The sequence below is a fragment of the Magnetofaba australis IT-1 genome, assembly GCF_002109495.1.
Lineage (GTDB): Bacteria > Pseudomonadota > Magnetococcia > Magnetococcales > Magnetococcaceae > Magnetofaba > Magnetofaba australis.
Map to the genome: position 1 here is coordinate 19,112 of NZ_LVJN01000012.1, position 19,633 is coordinate 38,744.

The 19,633-nt window shown below is 65.8% G+C and carries 23 protein-coding genes; 3 read left to right on the forward strand and 20 right to left on the reverse strand.

Annotated elements, in window-relative coordinates:
* Window positions 1-56: 56 nt before the first annotated feature.
* The 12 genes from MAIT1_RS01100 to MAIT1_RS01155 form a co-directional block, all read right to left on the reverse strand.
* Window positions 57-278, reverse strand: coding sequence for a hypothetical protein (locus MAIT1_RS01100; protein ID WP_085440176.1), 222 nt, complete (start codon window positions 276-278; stop codon window positions 57-59).
* Window positions 259-1,635: a hypothetical protein gene (locus MAIT1_RS01105; RefSeq protein ID WP_085440177.1), complete on the reverse strand. Its 1,377-nt coding sequence runs from the start codon at window positions 1,633-1,635 to the stop codon at window positions 259-261. Before MAIT1_RS01105 ends, MAIT1_RS01100 begins: the two co-directional genes overlap by 20 nt.
* Entirely contained in the window at window positions 1,632-3,437 is a 1,806-nt protein-coding gene (locus MAIT1_RS01110; protein ID WP_085440178.1) for a hypothetical protein, read from the reverse strand. Before MAIT1_RS01110 ends, MAIT1_RS01105 begins: the two co-directional genes overlap by 4 nt.
* Window positions 3,438-3,566: 129 nt before the next feature.
* Window positions 3,567-3,953 carry a hypothetical protein gene (locus MAIT1_RS01115; protein ID WP_085440179.1) on the reverse strand — a complete coding sequence of 129 codons (387 nt, stop codon included), beginning with the start codon at window positions 3,951-3,953 and terminating at the stop codon, window positions 3,567-3,569.
* Window positions 3,954-3,963: 10 nt separating this feature from the next.
* Window positions 3,964-4,875 (reverse strand): glycoside hydrolase family protein, encoded by a 912-nt coding sequence (locus MAIT1_RS01120; protein WP_085440180.1) that lies wholly within the window; start codon window positions 4,873-4,875, stop codon window positions 3,964-3,966.
* Window positions 4,876-4,882: 7 nt separating this feature from the next.
* Window positions 4,883-5,287, reverse strand: a complete 405-nt coding sequence (locus MAIT1_RS01125) for a hypothetical protein (protein ID WP_085440181.1) — start codon at window positions 5,285-5,287, stop codon at window positions 4,883-4,885.
* Window positions 5,274-6,236: a hypothetical protein gene (locus tag MAIT1_RS01130; RefSeq protein ID WP_085440182.1), complete on the reverse strand. Its 963-nt coding sequence runs from the start codon at window positions 6,234-6,236 to the stop codon at window positions 5,274-5,276. Before MAIT1_RS01130 ends, MAIT1_RS01125 begins: the two co-directional genes overlap by 14 nt.
* Before the next feature lie 123 nt (window positions 6,237-6,359).
* Window positions 6,360-7,394: a hypothetical protein gene (locus MAIT1_RS01135; protein ID WP_085440183.1), complete on the reverse strand. Its 1,035-nt coding sequence runs from the start codon at window positions 7,392-7,394 to the stop codon at window positions 6,360-6,362.
* 4 nt (window positions 7,395-7,398) lie between these two features.
* Window positions 7,399-7,764, reverse strand: coding sequence for a hypothetical protein (locus MAIT1_RS01140; protein ID WP_085440184.1), 366 nt, complete (start codon window positions 7,762-7,764; stop codon window positions 7,399-7,401).
* 63 nt (window positions 7,765-7,827) lie between these two features.
* Window positions 7,828-11,373: a phage tail tape measure protein gene (locus MAIT1_RS01145; RefSeq protein WP_085440185.1), complete on the reverse strand. Its 3,546-nt coding sequence runs from the start codon at window positions 11,371-11,373 to the stop codon at window positions 7,828-7,830.
* Between the two features lie 98 nt (window positions 11,374-11,471).
* On the reverse strand, window positions 11,472-11,840 hold the full coding sequence (locus tag MAIT1_RS01150) for a hypothetical protein (RefSeq protein WP_085440186.1): 369 nt from the start codon (window positions 11,838-11,840) through the stop codon (window positions 11,472-11,474).
* 6 nt (window positions 11,841-11,846) lie between these two features.
* Window positions 11,847-12,587, reverse strand: coding sequence for a phage tail tube protein (locus tag MAIT1_RS01155; RefSeq protein WP_085440187.1), 741 nt, complete (start codon window positions 12,585-12,587; stop codon window positions 11,847-11,849).
* 83 nt (window positions 12,588-12,670) lie between these two features.
* Between MAIT1_RS01155 and MAIT1_RS01160 the strand changes: the two genes are divergently transcribed.
* Together MAIT1_RS01160 and MAIT1_RS01165 are read left to right on the forward strand one after the other, a co-directional pair.
* Entirely contained in the window at window positions 12,671-12,895 is a 225-nt protein-coding gene (locus MAIT1_RS01160) for an AbrB/MazE/SpoVT family DNA-binding domain-containing protein (protein WP_085440188.1), read from the forward strand.
* Complete coding sequence (locus MAIT1_RS01165) at window positions 12,895-13,290, forward strand: type II toxin-antitoxin system death-on-curing family toxin (RefSeq protein WP_085440189.1); 396 nt, start codon at window positions 12,895-12,897, stop codon at window positions 13,288-13,290. The genes MAIT1_RS01160 and MAIT1_RS01165 overlap by 1 nt, the downstream gene beginning before the upstream one ends.
* 2 nt (window positions 13,291-13,292) lie before the next feature.
* Here the strand turns inward: MAIT1_RS01165 and MAIT1_RS01170 are convergent, their stop codons facing one another.
* Window positions 13,293-13,709, reverse strand: coding sequence for a phage tail terminator protein (locus MAIT1_RS01170; RefSeq protein WP_085440190.1), 417 nt, complete (start codon window positions 13,707-13,709; stop codon window positions 13,293-13,295).
* 83 nt (window positions 13,710-13,792) lie between these two features.
* Here MAIT1_RS01170 and MAIT1_RS21735 point away from each other — a divergent pair, with 83 nt between their 5' ends.
* The gene (locus tag MAIT1_RS21735; protein WP_158089243.1) at window positions 13,793-13,954 is read left to right on the forward strand and encodes a hypothetical protein; all 162 of its coding nucleotides are present in this window, start codon (window positions 13,793-13,795) and stop codon (window positions 13,952-13,954) included.
* 11 nt (window positions 13,955-13,965) lie between these two features.
* Here MAIT1_RS21735 and MAIT1_RS01175 read toward each other — a convergent pair whose 3' ends face one another.
* From MAIT1_RS01175 to MAIT1_RS01205, 7 genes are all read right to left on the reverse strand, one after another.
* Window positions 13,966-15,357 (reverse strand): hypothetical protein, encoded by a 1,392-nt coding sequence (locus MAIT1_RS01175; protein ID WP_085440191.1) that lies wholly within the window; start codon window positions 15,355-15,357, stop codon window positions 13,966-13,968.
* A gap of 89 nt (window positions 15,358-15,446) precedes the next feature.
* Entirely contained in the window at window positions 15,447-15,917 is a 471-nt protein-coding gene (locus tag MAIT1_RS01180) for a hypothetical protein (protein WP_085440192.1), read from the reverse strand.
* Entirely contained in the window at window positions 15,917-16,285 is a 369-nt protein-coding gene (locus tag MAIT1_RS01185; protein WP_085440193.1) for a hypothetical protein, read from the reverse strand. Before MAIT1_RS01185 ends, MAIT1_RS01180 begins: the two co-directional genes overlap by 1 nt.
* Before the next feature lie 25 nt (window positions 16,286-16,310).
* Window positions 16,311-16,670, reverse strand: coding sequence for a head-tail joining protein (locus MAIT1_RS01190; RefSeq protein ID WP_085440194.1), 360 nt, complete (start codon window positions 16,668-16,670; stop codon window positions 16,311-16,313).
* On the reverse strand, window positions 16,670-17,683 hold the full coding sequence (locus tag MAIT1_RS01195) for a major capsid protein (RefSeq protein WP_085440195.1): 1,014 nt from the start codon (window positions 17,681-17,683) through the stop codon (window positions 16,670-16,672). Before MAIT1_RS01195 ends, MAIT1_RS01190 begins: the two co-directional genes overlap by 1 nt.
* Window positions 17,684-17,688: 5 nt before the next feature.
* A complete protein-coding gene (locus tag MAIT1_RS01200; RefSeq protein WP_085440196.1) occupies window positions 17,689-18,354 on the reverse strand; it encodes a head decoration protein in 666 nt (221 codons plus the stop codon).
* A gap of 2 nt (window positions 18,355-18,356) precedes the next feature.
* A complete protein-coding gene (locus tag MAIT1_RS01205) occupies window positions 18,357-19,631 on the reverse strand; it encodes a S49 family peptidase (RefSeq protein WP_085440197.1) in 1,275 nt (424 codons plus the stop codon).
* Between the last annotated feature and the right edge of the window lie 2 nt (window positions 19,632-19,633).

Consider the following 19,633-nt stretch of genomic DNA (forward strand, 5'->3'; position numbering starts at 1 on the left):
CGTATTTTCTCCTGATGAGCGAGGCATGCCTGCGCACGCCTTTGGGTGGAAATGGGTCAAACGAACAAAATGTTTGCAGCGCCGTTTTGCCGGATCTTGTCCACCTTGCCGTTCTTCACGACCACCTGATCCCCGACGGACAGTCCGGCTCCAGACACCTCAACCACCCCCTGCGCGGTGGCCACACGGACCGTGCCTCCGGTAATGGCCACCACCCGTCCGGAGACGGGCTGCTGGCTGGCGATGAGGCGTTGCAGGTCATGAACGGGCTGGGACACGTTGAACCTCCAGGGATGTGGTAATGCGGGGGCCGATGGCCTCGTGGGCAACGCCGGTGAGTTTGCCCCGCCAGGAGCGCCCCATCAGGGCGTCGTGGATCTCGACGATCTGTCCTGGGCTCACCCCGGGCCGGTGAACGCAGGTGAGCGAAACCTCCTGAAGGTCCTCCCCGGCGTCGATCTCGGCCCGGCCCCGGGAGAGCTTCGCCTCGGTGGTGGCCAAGAGCGGGTCGGAGATGTCCTCGCCAGGGAACTCCCCATCGCCCCGCTGACAGACGATCTCACCGTCGCCCACCAAATCGCCGGACGTGCCTGTGATGCGCACCTGCACCGGGAAGGAGTCCAGCCCCGCCACCCGGCTGGGGGCCGAGAGCCGCCAGGATCGGGTGCGCACGCTGAAGGTGACCCGGGCGATGGCGACGCCAGAACGGCTGGCCAGGAGCGTCATGCCGTCCGGGGCCAGGATGAGCGCGCCCAGGTCGTTGCCCAGCCAGATCACCGACTGGATGGCCCGGGCCGGCTGAGAGAGCGTGGCGGTGTTGGTTCCGTCGAAGGTGACGTCTTCGGTACCGGTGAAGGACTGATCGGCATTGGTCAGAAGCGCGCCAGCAGAGGCGGTGATGCCCTGGATGGCAGTCTCCGAGCCGTGGTTCACCAGCAGATGGGCGGTGCCACCGGAATGGAAACTGGTGCGGCCCCGGTTGAGGCCGTCCTCACGCCGGTCCACCTCCGCCGACAGATGCCCGCCGCTGGGCAGCCACCCCCGCACCGTCACCCGGTTCACCCGATGGCGGGCGCGGTGGGACTCCCGGCAGGAGAGATTGTCGGCGGCGTCGGTAAGGATGTGATTTGGAGTGACTCGGCCCCATTTGGGAACCGCAACCGGGAAACGATGCCTGACTCGTAGCACGCCACCGGGTGTGGTCTCCACCACACCCCCTGCGGCCTCGGCGATGGTGCGCACCACGTCCAACGGTGCGGCATCATAGACCGCGAGCCGTCCGGCGGGGATGATCCAGTCCACCAGATCCCACTGGATGGCTTCGCCCACCACCTCTTCGGCGGCCTCCCGGGCGCGGATGGCGGTATCCCAGGTTCGTTCCATGGGCGTGGCCCGGGGCGTGGCGAAGCGGGCCGTGGGGCTGATGAGGGAGACGGTCAGGCGCGGACGGCTCACTCCGTCCCGGGAGAGGGTCTTGTTGTCCACCATCATGGCGAACGACTCCCCGCCCAACTCCAGGGTGACGGGATCATCAATGCGGATGCGCTGGAACGAGGCCGGGTCGGCCAGCTCCATGGTTCCGGTCCAGGCGTAGTCCCCCTCGGCCAAGGCGAGGGTCGCGGAGAGCACGCTCATATGGGCAACCCGAAATGAATGGCCCGAACACCGCTGCCGGCATGGATTGGCGGCTGGTCGGCCAGCAGGTCCCACCACGCGGTGAGGCCGTCCGCCACCGGGTTCATGGGCATGAGGTCGAAGGCGGCGTTCAGGGCGCTGGTGGTAGGTTCGGTTCCAGACCAGCAGGCGGACAGATCGCCATGGACCGGCCCCATGACAGCGAAGCGGCCCTCCAGGGTGCGGGAGACGCTGCCGTGGAAGGGCGTGGTGAGGGTTTTGGTCAGGGGCGCCCCGTAGCGGGCGGAGAGATCGGCGGACAGACCGATCTTCCAGGGGGCCTCCAGGCCCCGGGGCTGGACAAACTGCCCCAGATCCCAAACCGCATCGAAACGGCGCTGGACCAGCAGGCCCCACTGCGCCGAAAGCCAGCGTTCGCCGAAGTCCCCGAAGGCGTAGCCGGCATCCAGATCCCGTTGGGCGGGAAAGAGGATGTCATAACCCGCCGCCACCTGCCGGGAGCGCGGCGCGAAGGAGATATGGCCAGCCGCCTCGATGGTGACGATGGCGTTCCCCGTCATGGAGCGGGCGTCGGCCTGGGCCCGGGCATCCAGGACCAGGGGCAGCGCGATCTCCTGGACACGGAACGACTTGGTGCCGTTGGCCAGAACCGAATCGACGCCGATGGGCAGGCCCAAGTCCGCCGCCAACTGCCATGCAACACGGCGCATGTCGGCTTCCAGGCCGATGAGCAGTTCTCCCTCGGCCAGAAGATCGCGGGCATCCGGCGCGAGAATCGCATCCACCTGAATGGGGAGTTCGCCGGTGATCCACAAGGATCTGGCGTCCGCCGCAATGGAGGCATCCACGGCGATGGGGAGCACGCCTTCGCCCCGCATCTCCCGGGCATCGGCGGCAATGGCAGCGTCGAAGCCGATGGGGAATGGATTGTCAGCGGTGAGGCGGCGGGCATCGGCCTGGATTCGGGCATCCAGCGTCAGCGGCAGTGGCTGATCGAAGGTGGCGGTCCAGACGGTGGCGATGAACCGACCGGAGAAGTCCAATGGCAGAATGCCATCCCCGCTCATCACCTGGGAGACGGCAAGGGCGGAGTCGAAGGTCAGCGGCAGCGGCTGATCGAAGGTGAGAGCCGCCGGCAGGTAGTCGAAGGTGCCGGAGAGCTGGCGGGAGACCAGCAGCGAGGGTTCCCCGCCCAGGCGAGCGGTGACCTGGATCGGCCAGAAGGCTGCGAGGCTTCCGGAAACCTCCATGGCTGCCGGCGTGGTAAGGCTGGAGCCGATCCAGATGGACCAGGAATCGGCCCGGACATTGGAAACGGCGAACGCCCAGGGGGCATGGATGCCACCGGCCACTGCCAAAGACCAGGGGGTGTTCAGCCTGGCTTCGGCGAACTGGCCCAGGTCATGGGAAACCCGCAAAGCCCTGCCAACGGCGATGCTCCATCCGTCTCCGACCTGTCGTTCGGCCCGGATGCCCCAGCCGCTCGAATGCCGCTGGGATGTCTCGACCGCCCAGGGAGCGGCCAGACTGCCAGCAACCGACAGGGACCAGTCCGCCGGGAGAATGCGGCTGGTTTCCAGCGCCCACGCATCGGTGATGCCCGCCCGGGCAAACTCGACCAGATCATGACGGGCCGTCAGGGACGCAGCGGCATGGATGGACCAGGAGGCGTTCGTCCCGGCGGAAACGTGGCTGGCCCAGGGCGAGATGATCCCGGCAGCGGCTTCGATGGACCAGTCGGCGGACCGCTCAGCGGCAACCTGAATCGACCATGGCGCGATGGCTTGGTTCTCCAGACCCATTGCCCAATCTGCCGCCAACGCACCAGCGGCCTGGATGTCCCATGCGGCGGACGCACCCCGGGCTACCTCCAGGCTCCAGGCGCACGTCACCTGCCGTTGGATGGCCACGGGGCAGGAATCCGGCGGGGATCAGGCCGGGTTGGGAATGGAGAAGTCCATCTTCTTCAGGGTGACCATCTCCCCGGCGGTGAGGTTGACGTTGTCGAGGATGGCGTCCCCGCCGCCCCCTTCGGTGGTGATGCTGCCGTCCAGCTTGTAGCTGCCGTTGTCGATCCGGAACCAGGTCGCCGTGCCGGTGGAGACCACCTCTCCGGCCACCGGGGCGTTGCTCAGGGACATTTTGCCTCCGGAGGCGTTGGAGAACTGCATCTGGAAGCGCACCAGATATGTGGGTGGCGCGGGGTAGTCCGAGTTGGGCGGCTTGGTCCCGGAGTAGACGTAGCACCAGCCGCTGATGTAGTTGCGCAGGGTGTTGAGCATGTTGTTGCGGATGTTGTCATTGAAGTAGAGGGCCATTTCGGTCTCCTTACAGACGGAACGGTTGGTGGTACCGCTTCCAATCGGGGCACAGGGCGGTCAGGTCGATGGGCACGGTGCGGATCCAAGTGCGGAACCGCTGATCCCGCAGGGCATAGGTGAGATGGCCCCGGAACAGGGTCGCCTTCAGCGCATGGGTGGTGCCGGGCTCCGGGTTGGGCGGCAGCCATGGTCCCAGCTTCTCCCAGCGGTGCAGATCCCGGCTGCGGTAGACCATCTGATGGAAGCGGTGCAGCCAGGGCACCACCGAGACGAAACAGGCGTAGTCCGATGGCCCGACCCGGTAGATGTTGGGCTTGTAGAGCCCCCGATCCGATTCGCCTGCCACCGGCTCCATCCCCTCCGGCCACTGCCATTCGCCGAAGCGGATGCCGTCGTCGGAGAGGGCGTAGAAGACGGTGTAGTTCTCGGAGAAGCGCGGGTGCTCCTTGTCCCCGGCGGCGGCCACGGTGAAATAGCCCACGTACCGGCCATCCTCCCGTTTGATCACCGACACGCCCTCCACCTCGGGGAAGGTGGCGTTGCCGGCGATCACCTCCGCCTCGTGCCGCCAGTTCACCAGATCCGTGGAGGTGAAGGTGCGGATGCTGGAGCGGTAGCGGGCCGGGTCGTGGGCGTTCTCCATCACGGTGATGTAGAGCCGGAAGAAGCCGTCCTCCCGCACCACCCAGGGGTTGTGGACGCAGTCGTGGAAGGAGAGCACCTTTCGGGGCTGGGCATTCTTCCCCGGCATGAGCCACAGATCGTAGTTGCGTTCGTGGTCGTCGCCGGTGAGCGAGGCGATGAAGAGCATCTTCACCGCGCCCTCGTGCTCCAGCAGGAACGGGGTGTTGACCGCGAACGCGCCGATGGCTTCCGGATCCAGGCAGAACGGCCCGGACCGGTTCATTTCGCTGGGCATGGCAACCTCAATCGATCAGGGTGGCGATGGCTTCCTCGCCATCGGTCCATGGGAAATACTGGCGGCACGGGGCGTCGTGGTAGGTGCCTGGGGTGGGCACGTCGCCGCCGCCAGGCTTGGGGTATTGGCTTTTTACCTCCACCGGGAAGAAATACCGGGGCGGCGGCAGGCCGGAGAGACCGAAGCCCATGGAACCCACCTGCGCGGTCAGTTCCGTGCGGTGGCCCGAGGCCAGCCCCTTTACCCGCACCCGGCGACCGTTCCATTCGATGGGCTTACTCGTGACGAAGAGCGCGTAGCACCACTGGTAGGTCTTGTGCTGCCACCCCTCGATCTCCAGGGTGCCGCGCATGGTGCGGTTGAGCTGGAAACCCACCACCGAATCCAGCGGGCCCAGGTTAACCGCTGGCATGGTTGAGCAGCCTCAGCTTGAGCGTCCGCCCGGAGACGGTGTTGCGGGCCTCCAGGTAGAGGGTCTTCTCCACGTCCAGGTACTGCTCCGGATCCTCGGGGTGGTAGATGCGCTCCTGGACCGTCTGGCGGGTGCCGGGCACTTCCTGGTAGAAGCCGTCGGCGGAGTCCTCTTCGTCCTCGTCGGCGTCATTCTGGCTGTCGCTGCCGGATGAGGTTCGGGTGCGGAAGGTGATGCTGGGCGCGCCCACCGGCCAGAACTTGCGCTCGAATGATCCTAAAGTGGCGTGCCATTCGGAGAGGGCGATCACCCGTACCGGCGGGATCTCGGCGGTCTCCACGTTGCCCGACTGCCAGGCGCTCTGCATCTCGGCGAACTGGGATACGGAAGCGGTCTCCCGCCCATTGCCGTAGGTGACATCAAAGAGGGAGAAACCGGCGTCGTAGCGCACCACCAGCGCGCCGATCACCTCCTTGGGCGAATGGAACTCCCCCCGGGAGCGGTCGTAGCGGGGCGCATCGACGCGGTTTCCGGAGGCGTCCCGGAACGGGGTGCGTTCGATCACCTCCACCGCCGGGCTGTCGTGGAACCAGCGCAGCCGCTTGGCGTGCTCCCGGGTCCAGGTGAGCGCCTCCACCACCGGTTCCGAACGGCGGCCAATGAGGCGAGCGGTGCCGCCGTCGATGATCAACCGCGCCGTGGCCGCCACCCGGCTGGAGCAGTAGAGCTTGATGCGCTTGCGGCCCGGCTCCGTCACGGCCAGGGGGGTGATCTGGGTCATCCCATAGCAGATGCGCCCCCAGCCGCAGACCGTGGAGGTCAGTTGGCTGAAGGCCACCTGCACCGGCGCGGAGCCGCCCTGGTCGTCGTCATCGGCGACCAGTTCGAATGGCTCGTCCAGCTCTTGAGCTGTGAAGTTGATGGTGAGGCTGGTGGAGATCTCGCTCATGGCATTTCGGCCTCAATCAATGTGAGAACAAGGCGGCAAGGAAGAGGCGACGAGACAGTGCATCTGCACGGCGAGGAGCCGATGACGCAGCCAACGCAGTTATCGCGTTGAGTGAGGCTGAAATCAGGCCGATTCGCCGGTGATGGCCACCACCACCTTGTCCGCTGACAGGCTGTTGGCCCCGGCGGGAACGATGCGCTTCCACCAGACCGGGATGGCCGCCGGATGGGTGCGGAAGGTGATGGTCTCGCCGTTGGCCCAGGTTCCGCCCCAGCCGATGGATGGCAACGTGAAATAGGGCCGGTCGAAATCCGGGTTGTTGGGAGAGAAGTCGCCTCCGACGATGGAACCGCCGCCTACGTCACCCACGGTGTCGCCGACGCAGGTGAAGTTGTTGGCGTCGGAGAAAGTGATGGTCCAGGTCTGCTCGATGCTGCCGATGGAGTCCATCAGCGGCACGGTGGTGCTGGGGGGCGTGGTGGGCGCGGAGCCGTCGTAGGTTCCGGCCACGGTGGAGCCGGACCAGTTGTCCCAGGCCGCTTCCACGTTCGCCGCCTCGATAACCGATCCCACCCGGGTGTTGGTGGCGGCATAGCCGCTCTGCAGGGACTGGCCGGCGGCGAAAGTGAGGGTCGCCTTGTCGCCATTCCAGGTTACCCCGCCGGTGGCGGCCAGGCGCACGAACTCCACGTTGCCGGTGGCGTCGTCCACGCCGTCCTTGTCGGAGATGCGGATGAGATCGCCGTCCGCAAAGATGGCATCGGCGGCGGACTCGACGTTGACGGCGATGGAGGTGGCCCCGATGGAGACGTTGGCGTCCAGCCATCCGGAACCGTACTGCCGCTCTGAGCCGGTCAGATCCCCCTGAGCATCGGTCTGGGTGCCGGGGAAGATCAGCACCCGGTCATCGCCGGGCGTGGGGGTCTCCACGAACAGGCGCGGGTTGATCAGGCGGATGTCGTCGTCGTTGGCCACCTTGAAGAAAACCTTGCGGAACTTGGTGGACCCTGCCAGCCGCTCCCCCTGGGGGACGTCGGGCCAGACGTTGTTTTTCACCCCGTCAGGGATTTCGTTGGCGGACATGCGGCCGCCGTTGGACGAGGCGTCGCTGACGGTGGCGGACTTGTAGAAGCGCAGTTCAGACGATTGGATGGGCATGGCGTCAGATCTCCATGAGCTTGATGGTGCCGGTGAACAGGTCGTGGTGCGGCCAGATGGGTTGGAACGAAATCGCCGGGGCGTCTTGATGGCGGAACATCACCGACCGGGAGACCCCCTCCCAGATCAGGGTGAAGACGGCCCCGGGCTGGGCGGCCATGGCATCCAGGGCCTCCACCGTGGCACGGTCCAGCCAGGTCACCTCGTCGGCGGCCTCCAGGGTGATGGGCCTGCCCTTGGCCAGGGGCTGGGACCAGACCACCGGCGCGCCACCCAGGGTGCGGGCAGTCTCCATGGCCACGGGGGACCACTCCCACCAGTCGGTCCACTGGAGGGAGTCCGGAAGAATCAGGTCTCCCAGCTTCTTCATGGCGGTCTCCAGACGTAAAAAAGGCCGCACAAGGCGGCCATGGTCATCATTGTGGTGAACGCATCAGAACGTTCCCCTCTGCAGTTCTTTCAAGGCGTCCACCAGTTGCCGCACCTGCTGGCGCGGGCTGGTGATGGAGGCGGCAGGACGCCCGTTCATGGTCAGGTCCAGCCGGACCATCCCCTCGATGGGCGGCGAGACCATCCCGCCGCCGGCCAGGGCCAGGGAGGGGATTGCGGGAATCTGCAGCGCGCCCACCAGTCCGCCCTCCTGGAACCGGGGCACGTCCGGCAGAATCCGGCGTATCGTCTCCATGGGGGCGGAGTTGATGGCCAGCAGCAGATCCCGGAACACCCGAGAGCGCTCCTTGCGGATGACGATCTCGCCGGCCTCCAGCAGCGCCGGGATGCGGTCGCCGCCGCCATAACCTGGGAGCCGACCACCCCGAGCGAGCCCCACCACGCCACCGCCTGCATGGGCCTCCACGGTGCGCACCGTCACGGTGACGGTCTTGTCGCGGATGCCGGCCAGTTGCGCTTCGATGGCGGCAAGTGATGCTTGTGCCTGTTCCACCTGTGCCTGGAGTTCCACCGCCTTGGTGGCCTTCTCCGGGATGGCGTCCATCTCGGCTTTGAGGGCCGCAACGGTCTGCTTCGCCAGCTCCAGTTGCTGAGTCAGCGAAGCGGTTTCCTTCTGCTGTGACCCCAGCGCCTGCCGGGCTGCCTGCTCCTGGCGCTGGTAGAGGCTGTCCAACACGTTGCCGGCATCCTGCACGCCCCGGATGGCGGTGGAGGTATTCTCCAGGCTGGCGAAGGCGTCCTGCGCCCCACGGGCCAGGGACTCGGCCCACTTGATGTCCTGCTCGGAGAGGTTGGATTGGGCCAGGATGCGCTGGGCCTCGGCCAGCTTCTGGGAGGCCGCCGCCGCGCGGGATGCTTCCTTCTCCCGGTCCGACATGTTCCGTTCCAGCAGCGCCCGGATCTTGTCCTCGGTGGACATGCGGGCCGAGCGTTTCTTCTCCTCGATGGCCTGGATTTCGGCGGCCAGTCGCTTCTCCGCCTCCAGGCTCTGCTGGACGGCGCGCTCGGCGGCCTGCACCGACTGCTCGGCGGTGCGGATTTTTTCCGCCAATGCCTCCCGGGCCAGGCGCTTCTGTTCGTCGGCCAGTTGCTTTTCGAGGGCCGCCAGATTGCGCTGTGCCGCTTCCCGCTGCTGGGTGAGCTGCTGCATCTGCTGGGCGGTGGCCTGCGCCTCCCGATGCTGCTCGCGCATTCCTTCGGCGGCGGCCCGGGCGGAGAGCCTCCACCCGCCGGCGGCCTCGTCGGCGATGATGCCCCCTTCCTTCTGCAGCCGGTTGAAGGTGGCCATGTCCGGGATGTTGATCCCGAGCTGGGCGGAGATCTCCTTGAGGCGGGCAGCCAGCCGGTCCTGGGTTTCGGCAGCGAGCTTGCCCGATTCGGCGGCGGCGTCCTCGGCCTTCTTGGTCTGCCACCACTGGTAGGCCAGATACCCCAGGGAGCCCACGGCGGCCGCTGCCGCGCCCACCAGTCCCGCCCGGCCCAGCACCGCCAACATTCCTTGCACGCCGGTGGCCCCGGTGGTGAAGAAACCGGCCACGTTGGTGGAGAGCAGCGCTAACAGTCGGGTGCGCGCCAGGGCCAGCGCCCCGGCCAGCCCCTGAGCCCCCAGCACCGCCACGAAGGCCGATGCCGCCTGACTGCTGGCGATGAACCATTGGGCGGTCTGCACCGCCATCAGCACCTTGGTGGCCGTGGAGACCGCCTTCACGGTCAGGGCCACCGTGCCCAAAACGGCGATGACATCCTTCCATTCCAGCAGGAACTGCCCCACCTCTATGGCGATCTTCGCCAGCATGGCGGCCAGATCCACACCGGCCAGGGCCAGTTCGACGATGGCGTCCTTGTTCTCGTTGATGACGGCGGTGAGTTCTTTCAGATTGAGGGAACCGTGCTGTTCGATGGCTTCGCCGACGGCGATTTTCACTCCCTCCCAGGCGGACTCCAGGGAGCGCAGGGAACCGCCCATACCTGCCTCCATCTCGGTGGCGACGCGGCCAGCGACACCGCCGACCTGATCGAACTTCGCCACCAGTTCCTCGAAGGCCGCCGACGACATCCCCACGGCGGCCATCAGGGCCGGGGCGGCCTCCACGCCGAATATCTCGATCATGGAGGCGGCGTCCGCACCGGAGGCTTTTAGGTTGCGGAGGATCTGGGTCATGGGCAGCAACTGACCGGCGGCGTCCCGGGTTTGCAGGCCCAGGCGGTTGATCGCCTCCCGGGCCTTGTCCACCGGATTCAAGAGCCGGGCGTAGGCAGCGCGCAAAGCAGTGCCGGCCTTCTCCCCGGAAAAGCCATTCTTGGCCAGCAGCGCCAGGACGGTGGCCGTCTCCTGAAAGCTGTTACCGGCGGCCTTGGCCACGGGACCGGCGTATTGCAGCGCCAACCCCAGCCCCTGGATGTCGGTGGCGGAGTTGGTGAAGGCGGTCACCAGAATGTCGTTGACCTGGGTGAGGTCCTCGGCCTGCAACCCGAACTGGGCCATGGCGGCTGTGGCGATGCCGGCGGCGGTTTCCAGATCGACGGAGCCAGCGGCGGCCAACTCCAGCACCCGGGGCAAGGCCTGCATCTGCTGGGAAGCAGAGAGCCCCGCCAACGACATGGCCTTCAGCCCCTCGGCGGCCTGACTGGCAGAGAACCGGGTGGACGAACCCATCCGCTTGGCCAGTTCGGTGAGGTCGGCCAGCTCCTGTTTGGTGGCCCCGGAGGTGGCCCCCACCTGCCGCATCACGTCATCGAAGCGGGCATAGGTGAGAATGGAATCCTTGATGAAGCCGGAAGCGACGCGGATCGACTCGAACCCGGCATAGGCAGCCACCAGCCCGCGCACCGATCCGGCCATGCCTCCAAGGGAGCGATCCAGGCCGTTCATCTCTCCGCGCAGATCCCGCACCCGGCGCTGCATCTGCTGGTGGGCGCGGTTCAGATCGGCGGCGGAAACCCGGCCCGAGCGGGACAACTCCCGATAGGCGTTCTCCAGCCGCTGGACCTCGTTTTCCACGTCGCGCATGGAACGCACGCCGAGAGTTCCGAAGGCACGAGCTACCCGGGACTGTTCCTGCACCTCCCGGGTGGCAGCGCGCATCTCCCGCTGCAGGCGCTCCTGGCTTTCGCCCAGGCGGGCAGTATCGACCCCGGCCTCGCGGAGGGAGCCGCGCATGCGGTGCAGCGCCTCCCGCTGGGCCTCCAGCTGATCCTTCAGCCCGCCGGCGTTGCGCTTGGCTCGTTCGAACTCCCGGGCCATCGCCCGGGTGGGGGTTTCCGTCTCCCTCAATTCCCGGGCAAGGCGGGCCACCTCGCGGGTAGCCGCCTGCCACTGGGATTCGGTCTCGCCGATCTGCCGTTTGAGATCCCGGAAGCCCTGGATGCCGGAGAGGGCCTGATTGATCCTCTGCGCCTGGGACTGGGCGGCGCTGGCCATGCCCTGGACGCCGCGCCGGAAGTCGGATTCCATGCGGGCGATGCTGGCGCGCAGATCGTCATCGTTGGCGCGGATAACGAATTCCAACGCCGCCTGGGTGCTGGCCATGGTTCAGGGTTTCTCTTTGTCCAGGGAGGATTCGAAATCCAGGGCATCCAGGAATGCGTCCCAGGTATAGTCCCAGACGCCATGGTGCCCCAGGCGGATCAGGGTAAAGACGGCGCGCTTGAACCGTCCGACGGCTTGGACGTGATCACTGCGTCCAGCCGCTTGCCGGCCTCTTCCAGACGGCGGCATGCGGCGAAAAAATGGGGGTTCTCCCGTTTCACCTCGCTGATGACCGCCTCCACGTCGCCGGGCAGCATCTCCAGCAGCCGCTCCCGGTTGAGGTCGGTGAAGGTGAGGACATCCTGGAGGGTGACGTCTTCGAACAGGACGTTGCCGATCCAGTCCGGTTCCTCACTGGGATCCCGGGGCACGTCGGCCCGGGCGAACAGTTCGTAGATCTCGCGGATGGTCAGCTTGTGGACCAGGAAGGTGATCCCGGCCACCTCTTTCTGGATATCAATGGCCATGGATCATTACCCCTCGATCTGGGTCAGTTTGAAGAACTTGGAGACGCCGATGCCGGTCCTGGCGTCGTCCTTCAAGACGTCGAACGTGAACTCGATGTTGCCGAAGTCGTCGGTGACGAGGCCAATGGAGGACGGGGTGTTCTTCACCCGCCAGACGTCCAGCACCACCGGGGTGTTGTCGTTGGCCTGGTTGAACCCGTCGAACACCATGCGATACTCCTTGCCGGCGTTCAGGATCGCCTCCACGGTGCGGCTGGCGGCGTGGGTGTAGCTCATGAGCACGGTGTCGCCATCGCTCACGTTCACCGCCCCGGGCAGGATGCAAACGCCGCCACCCTTCACCTCGTAGTCGGTTCCTTCCACCAGGGGCGTGCCGGTGTTGGTCAGGGTGACGGCGGTGAGATTCACTCCGGCGGCGGCGCGGATGTAGCCCCCCAGGTAGGCGGTGTGGGACTCATCGGTGACGGAGCCGCCGGCGATGTTGCCCGCCTCGCCGAAGGTGGCCATGGCCAGTGCCTCGGCGTCGAAACCGTGGGCGGTGACCACCAGTTGCACGTCGGTGATCAGCGAGACGGTGTCGGCGTTGCCGCCGCCGGGGGTGGAGTAGTTCTTGAGGGTTTTCTTCTCCTCGCTGAAACTGAGTTCCACCTTGGACGCCTCGCCGAGAAAGCGCATGGCGGCTCCGCCAGCGAAGGGCGCGATGAAGCATTCACCCCCGCCGATGAGGGTGTGGGTTTTCTTGGCCATTGGGTGAACCTCCCTGGCATGTTGGATTGCTGTGGCGTGACGTTATTACAGGCGTTATAATGATCGTGAAAGGAGCTTGAACGATGACGACCCTGAAGCTGATCGCCGTGGGCAATTCCACCGGCGTGGTGTTGCCCAAGGAACTCCTGGCCCGGTTGCGGGTGGAAAAGGGAGATTCCCTGTTTGCCGTCGAGACCCCCGAGGGGATCGAGCTGACCGCCTACGATCCCGAGTTCGCCCGGCAGATGGATGTGGCCGAGGAGATCATGCGCGAGGATCGCGACGTGCTGAAAAAATTGGGAAGCTGATGGCCGATCCGGTTTGGCTTCTCAAGAAAACCGTCCTGGCCATCCATCAACGGCAACTGGCGGAACACGGAGGTCCCGAGGGGTTGCGTGACGAAGGGCTGTTGGACTCCGCCTTGGCTCGTCCCCACAATCTCATGGCCTATTCCGACACGCCTCCGACCCTGGCAAGACTGGCGGCGGCCTACGCCTTTGGCATTGCCCGCAACCATCCCTTCGTCGATGGCAACAAGCGGGTCGCCTATGTGACCTGCCTGCTGTTCCTGCGCTTGAACGGCCTGACGCTCCAGGCCTCCGCTGCCGACAAGTACCAGACCTTCATGCGGCTGGCAGACGGCAACCTGTCCGAGGAGGAGTTCGCCCAATGGCTGGAATCCTCCCTGTCTCCGCTGACCTGAAGTCACTTCGAAGCGCTGAAGACGAAGCTGGTGGCGAAGGCCAGCGGGAAATAGAAGACGCCGTTGGGGGAGTAATCCGGCGCATAGGCCGACTTCACCCGCTTGAAGGCAGAGAATGGAGATCCGGCGGGCTTCCACCCCGCCATGGCCCGGATTACCTGGCTGACGAGGGTTCCGGATTCCGTCTCCGCGTCCCGGACCACCACGAGGCAGAGCCAGGTTTGTTCCACCTTCTGGCTGGAACCGGTGTCCGCCACCGCGCCGGGGGCGTCCTCCTCCAGGAAGACGATCACCGACGGCGGCAGGTCGTGGTTCTCCCGGATCGCCGGCACTCCCCAGGAAGAGTGAATCCGGGCATCCCGGATCTGCTCCTTGAGACGGGCCACGATCAGGGGTTCTGCGGACAGGTAATCGTCCATTTCGATTGAATTTCCTCAATGAAACCCATAGAGTGACGGCCCGTCTCATGGGAGACGGGCTCACCACAACAGGAGGAAGAAACATGGCCAAGAAGCCAAAACCGGAGCCGCCCAAACGGCGCAACCCCATCGCCAGGGCAGTGACCAAAATTCCCCAGCAAGTCATTCCCAGCAAAAAGAAGCAGCAGCCAAAGCATCGGCCCGACCCCATGAGAGGTTGGGCCGATGTCGTTTTGGCCGCCTGATTCATCCCGTCTTACAGCTGGTTCAGAATGCTCCGAGTGACGGTGATGTTGACCGCTTCGCCACTGGAGGCGCGCAGGCGCAGCGTCTGGGAGACACCAGCCCCGTTCAGATCCACATCGAAATCCAACTGGTTGATGATGCCGCCCATCTTCAGGATGGCGAACAGGTTGAAGTCCACATCGGTGGCATCCGCCGCCGTGGTGCCGTTGTGCATGGCCAGCACCTTGCCACTCCACACCTTGGAGCCGGTGACGGTACTGCGGGCATGGATGGTCCACTCCACCACCGACGCCTCGTCCACCAGCACGCTGTCCAGGGTGGCCAGAGCGGTCACCGAATCGGTCTTGGATTCGGTCTTCACATCCGCCAGCACCGCGTCCAGGGCGCTGATGTTGGCATTGACCGAACTGGCCGCGCCGACGAAGTGGGTGGAGGTGACATCCGCGCCGATGGCGGCGTCCAGAGACTGGATGTTCAGGTTGGCAGCCTGGGCGGAGATCGCGCCGGTGGTGCGCACCTGAGGGGTGACCACATCGGCCCCGACGGCGGCGTCCAGGGCGGAGATGTTGGCGTTGACGGAGTCCGCCGCTGCCACCTGATGGGTAGAGGTGACGTTGGGACCGATGGCATCATCCAACGCCTTCAGGTTGAGATTGACGGGCTGATCGCTGATGGGGCCGGCGGTGCGGGTCTGCGGGGTGGCGATACCACCCCCGATTTCGGCGTCCAGATCGCCAATGGCCTTCTCCAAGGCATCCCCGTCGGTGACCACATGGGTGCTCAGGTAGTCCGGCGCTTCGTTGCCGTTGCCGGACTTGCCGATGAAGGACTGCAGGTAGCCGATCTCGGTGCTGGAGGCGCTGCCCTGCTGAACCCAGGAGCTGCCGTTGAAGGCGTACTGCTTGCCCGCATCGGTGCCGTCCTGGATATAGAGGGCATCACCCTTGGAGGCGTCGTTGCCATCCTCCACCAGAATCGCCCCGGAGCCAGGGGTACCGGTGACGATGAAGACGTTGCTGTTTTCGCCGGTGATGGCCTCGAACAGGATCCGGTCGCCGTCGGCCACGGCCACGCCATCGATGGTGCCGGTATTCACCGCCGTTTCGGCGGCAGTCATGTCGGCATAGCTGGTGGCATCACGCAGCTTGACCGGTTCCCGCCAGGACTGACCCAGCAGCGCGGTATCCAGATCATCCTGGCTCTGGATGCGGACCCACTTGTCCGCACCGGTGCCGGCGGTCTTCTTCAGCCACATCTGGCCGTTGGAGTCATCCAGGTAGATGGAGCCCTTGACCGCATCGTCGGGATGACCGCCCGCGCCACCGGGCGCGCCGGTGCCGGACAGAACCGCCACGCCGATGCTGATACCGCCTCGGGCTTCAAACAGAGTGGGAATTCCCATGGTGTTCTCCTATTCGCGAAAAGGGAGTAGAAACAGAAACGCCCGACCAATGGCCGGGCGCATGAGCACGTTGATGTTGGTTGGTGATGTCAGTTGAAAACGCCGATCTTGGATGTTCGGGCGCTGAGCACCCCCTCATAGCGGCTGTTGATGATCAGCCGCACGGCGCTGCCATCCTCGATGACGTCCAGGTCGTAGGGAATCACCGAGGAGTCCCCCATGATGGCGTACTCCATGAAGTGGACGTTGTCGCCCCGACGCAGCGCCTTGATCTCGCTGGTGACCGCCAGGTCGTTCTCCTCATCGCTGAGGAGAAACAGCCACTTCACCACCCGGTAGTAGCTGGGCATGGTGACCCGGTCGATCTCGAAGGGGGTGTTCCGGACGATCCCATCCACCCGGTTGGGGTTGGGACCGAAGGGCCAGCCCGGCACCGCCAGCACCAGCGGTGAGGAGAAATCCAGACGCTCCTCCTGGATGGTGAACAGAATCTCCCCATCCGCCGTTGGGACGTGGATGGTCTCCCGGGTGATAGCAACCTTGATGGTGTGGTCGGCCATCAGGAGACCCTCTGGGTCACATCCGGCAGAACGCTGACCCGACCGCTCATCAAGGTAGTGACCAGGGGCGGGTTCTCCGGAATCACCTTCTGCATGTCGAAGTAGTAGGTGCCCGGGTCGATGGCGCTGGTCTCGGAAGAATCCAGAATCAGCACGCCGTTGCCCGCCGCCGATTCGGCGTTGGGCAGGAAGACGATGCGCTTCTGCAGCACCGCCGCATCATCCGCATCGCCGATCTCGCGCTTCATGGTGAACCACAGCTCATGGCCGGACAGATCGATGGGATCGCCGTTGGCGTCCCGGAAAGTCAGGTTGAAGCTCTTGGTGTCGCCCCGGTAGAACGGGGCGAGATTGGAAGCGGTGGCCATGAACGTGTTCTCCGAATGACGTGGCTCAGCCTGGACTGGGGTTGCGACTCAGCACCAGCTTGATGGATCCATGGCCATCGGGTTGCACATCCAGGATCCGGTAGGTGATGCCATCCACCATCACCTCATCCCCTTCGGTGGGGGTGAAGCCCAGATCCGCCGAACGGATCTCCAGCACCGGCCTGGGCACCACCGCCTCCATGCCCGGGCCGCCCATCAAGGTGACCATCTCCCGGGCATCGTCGAAAATACCGGTGAGCGAAATGGACTTTCCATACAGGTCGGGTCGGTTGGCCATGGAGGGGATGTAGGTCACCTGGATGCCGAAGGTCTGCTGACAGGCTGCATCCAGGCTGGCCACGGCATCGGTCCAGAAGGTGTTCATCAGGAGGCAACCACCTTCACCAGCACCCCGGGCCGGTGACACATGGGCAGCGGGTTGGACTGGGTGTGCAGGTCGGTGCCCCGCTCGAACTTGCGGGGCTCCTGCTTGGCGTAGAGGGGCTGGCCCAGGGTGTTCACGCTCTCGTTGAAGTCCGCCGGCGCGAAGTAGGTGGCGAAGGTCTGGCTGGTGCCGAGGGGGAAGGCGTGACCTTCGTTTTCGCCGATGAAACGGCGCACGGTCCCCTCGGGATCGGTGGCCTGGCCCCGGTACTCCTCGAAGGTCACACCGGCGAAGGTGAAGCCGGAGCGCATGTCGGCGCGCAAAGCCTCGCCCTCCATCCAGCGTTCGTAGGCCTTCTCCACCTTGGCGTGGCTGGTGAGCTTGTCGAAGAACTCGGGCGAAACCAGGCAGTGGACGCCGGTCATGAACTCGCCTCGCAGGTTGTCTTCGATGTGGCGCTTCAGCTCCAGGCACTTGGCCTTGACGTCGGTGGTGGCGGAGCCGAGCTGGAAGTTGATGGATTTGGCGGTGATGCCGAACTCGCCGAACAGGTCGTAGATGGTGGAGCCGTCGGCATCCAGGATCTCGCCCTTGAGCGCCCCCATGCGCAGGTGTTCCAGGGTGATGGCGTGCTTGTCGCGCATGGACTGAAGATGCAGGGCCAGCACGTCGGAGAGCGCCGCCAGTTCCCCCTCGGAGCCGAAGGCGCGGATGCCCTGGACCTCTTCGGGGAGCACCACGTCATCGTGGGGGATGTGCGGCACCACGAAGGAGCGCACCCGGCGCTTGCCCCGCTTGCCGGTTGTCCCGGGGGAACCCACGGCGGCGGTGGGTAGGAGCGACAGCACCCCGTTGCGCTCCTCGATGGCGATGTTGCGCAGGCGCACGGGCCGGGCCGGCATGAGGCCCAGGGATTCCACCCGGCCATAGCGGTTGGGCAGGACGTTGATGGCGGCGGTGAGCGCCACCGCGCCGAAGGCGTCGTTGGAAAAGGGATTGGCGGAAAGAGACATGGCGATCAGACTCCCGTGCGGATGAGGATGCCACGGGCTTGCAGGGCCGCGATGGCGTCGTCCTTCTGTTGAACGGTGATGCCCTCCGGCCAGACCACGGCGTGATCGGCCAGGATGGCGTGGCGCAGGATGGCGGTTTCAGGGATGTCGTTGCCGGGGGGCTCGGCCACGTCCCGGGCCATGACGCCGATGGGCTCATTGGTCCCATCCACGGCGGACGGATCGAAGGCGGTTACCTTGCCATCACCCGAGATGGTGACGGTGAAGATGTCGCCCACTACGAAATCCACCGCGCCATCGCTGAGGGTGAGCTTCAGGTGGTCGCCGTCATGGGGCTGGCCCACGGTGATGTCGGGCAGGCGGTGACCCTGGGGCGTGACCGCCTGGAAGATGCCGCCATTGGCCGCCGCCTCGATGCAGGTGAGCCGGTAGACGCCGGGGACCGCCTGGGACCCCAGGGCCAGGTTGTCGAGGGTTCCGTCGCCGGTGTTGCCGGGATCGGCGGCGGCTACGGCATCGGACTTGGTGCGGCGACCGATGACGGTCCCCACGCCCATGACCCGGTCCGCGCCATCGCCGGCCAGGACCGTCACGGTCTCGCGGGAGTAGAGGTTCAGTCCCTCATACTTGAGGACGTCGCCGAGGTTCATTCCTTCGTTCAGGACGGGCATGGTCAGTTACCTCCGTGGGCATGCTGTTGGGCAATCTTGCGGCAGGAGGCCACCACCGGGTTGCTCTCCAGGCTCTGGGCGGGATGGATGCGGGTACCGTCTCCCGGCATCACCTGGGAGTGGATCTCCGGGCCGTCCGATTGGGCGCGCTTGGCCAAAAGCTCCCGGCGCACCGCCTCGCTGGTCATCCCCTGGGCGATGAAGCCGCCAGCCAGATCCGGCATGCCCGCCAGGGCGCACAGATCGACGATGGCCTGGGCCTCGCCGCGCAGATGGGACTCCTGTTCCGCCCGGAGCTTGTCCAGGTCCACGGGCTGAGTCGCTTCAGGTTTGGGTTGAGCGGTGGCGGTTTGCTCCGCCGGCGTGTCCATGGGCATGGCAGCCTCCTTGTGCATGGGTTCCGGCGGCTGGGCCGCCCGGTGAAAATGGGTCTTTTTGGGTGTATCAATGGTTGCGGACAGGCCAGCGAGGGCGTCGCGGATGGTGCCGACCTGGTCGGCGAGTCCTGCGTTGATGGCGTTTCCACCGAAGAAGAGCCCCGCCTCGGTGGCGTGCACCGCCGACTCGGAAAGCTGTCGGCCCGAGGCCACGGCGGCTACGAACATGCCGTAGAGCCGGTCCACCTCCCGTTGCAGGCCGATCCGGGCCTCGTCGGAGAGGGGCGCGTGGCTGGAGAAGTCGTTCTTCCGGGCTCCGGCGAAGACGGTGGTGTAGGTCCGGCCCTCCTGGGCATCCTTGGCCGACTCGTCCACATGGACGGCGATGACCCCCACCGAGCCGACGCCGGCGGTCTGGGGAACGATGATGCGGTGGGCCGTGGAGGCGATCAGATAGGCCGCCGAAAAGGCGTCGTCCGCCAGCGCCCAGACGGGCTTGTCCTGCCCGGCCTCGAGGATCAGGGCGGCCAGGTCGAAGACCCCGCCCACCTCGCCACCGGGGGAGTCGATGTCCAGCAGGATGGCCCGCACGCCCGGATCGGTGGCGGCATCCAGGATGCGCTCCTCGATGGCTGTGTAGGAGGTCAGGCCCGATGCTGCCTCGATGGCCCCGGCCCGCTTCACCAGGGTGCCGTGGATGGGCACGATGGCGATGCCGTTTGGGGTGACCATCAGGTTGGACGAGGTGTCGGTCTCCTCGAAGCCGGGCGGCATGGCTGAAGGCTCCAGGCCGATGCGCGGACCGATCACCGACAGGATGGTCTCCAATCGGGCGCGGTCCACCATCAGCGGGGTCCCGAGAATCCGGGCCGCCAGATGGGGCAACAGGGTCTGTGGCATGA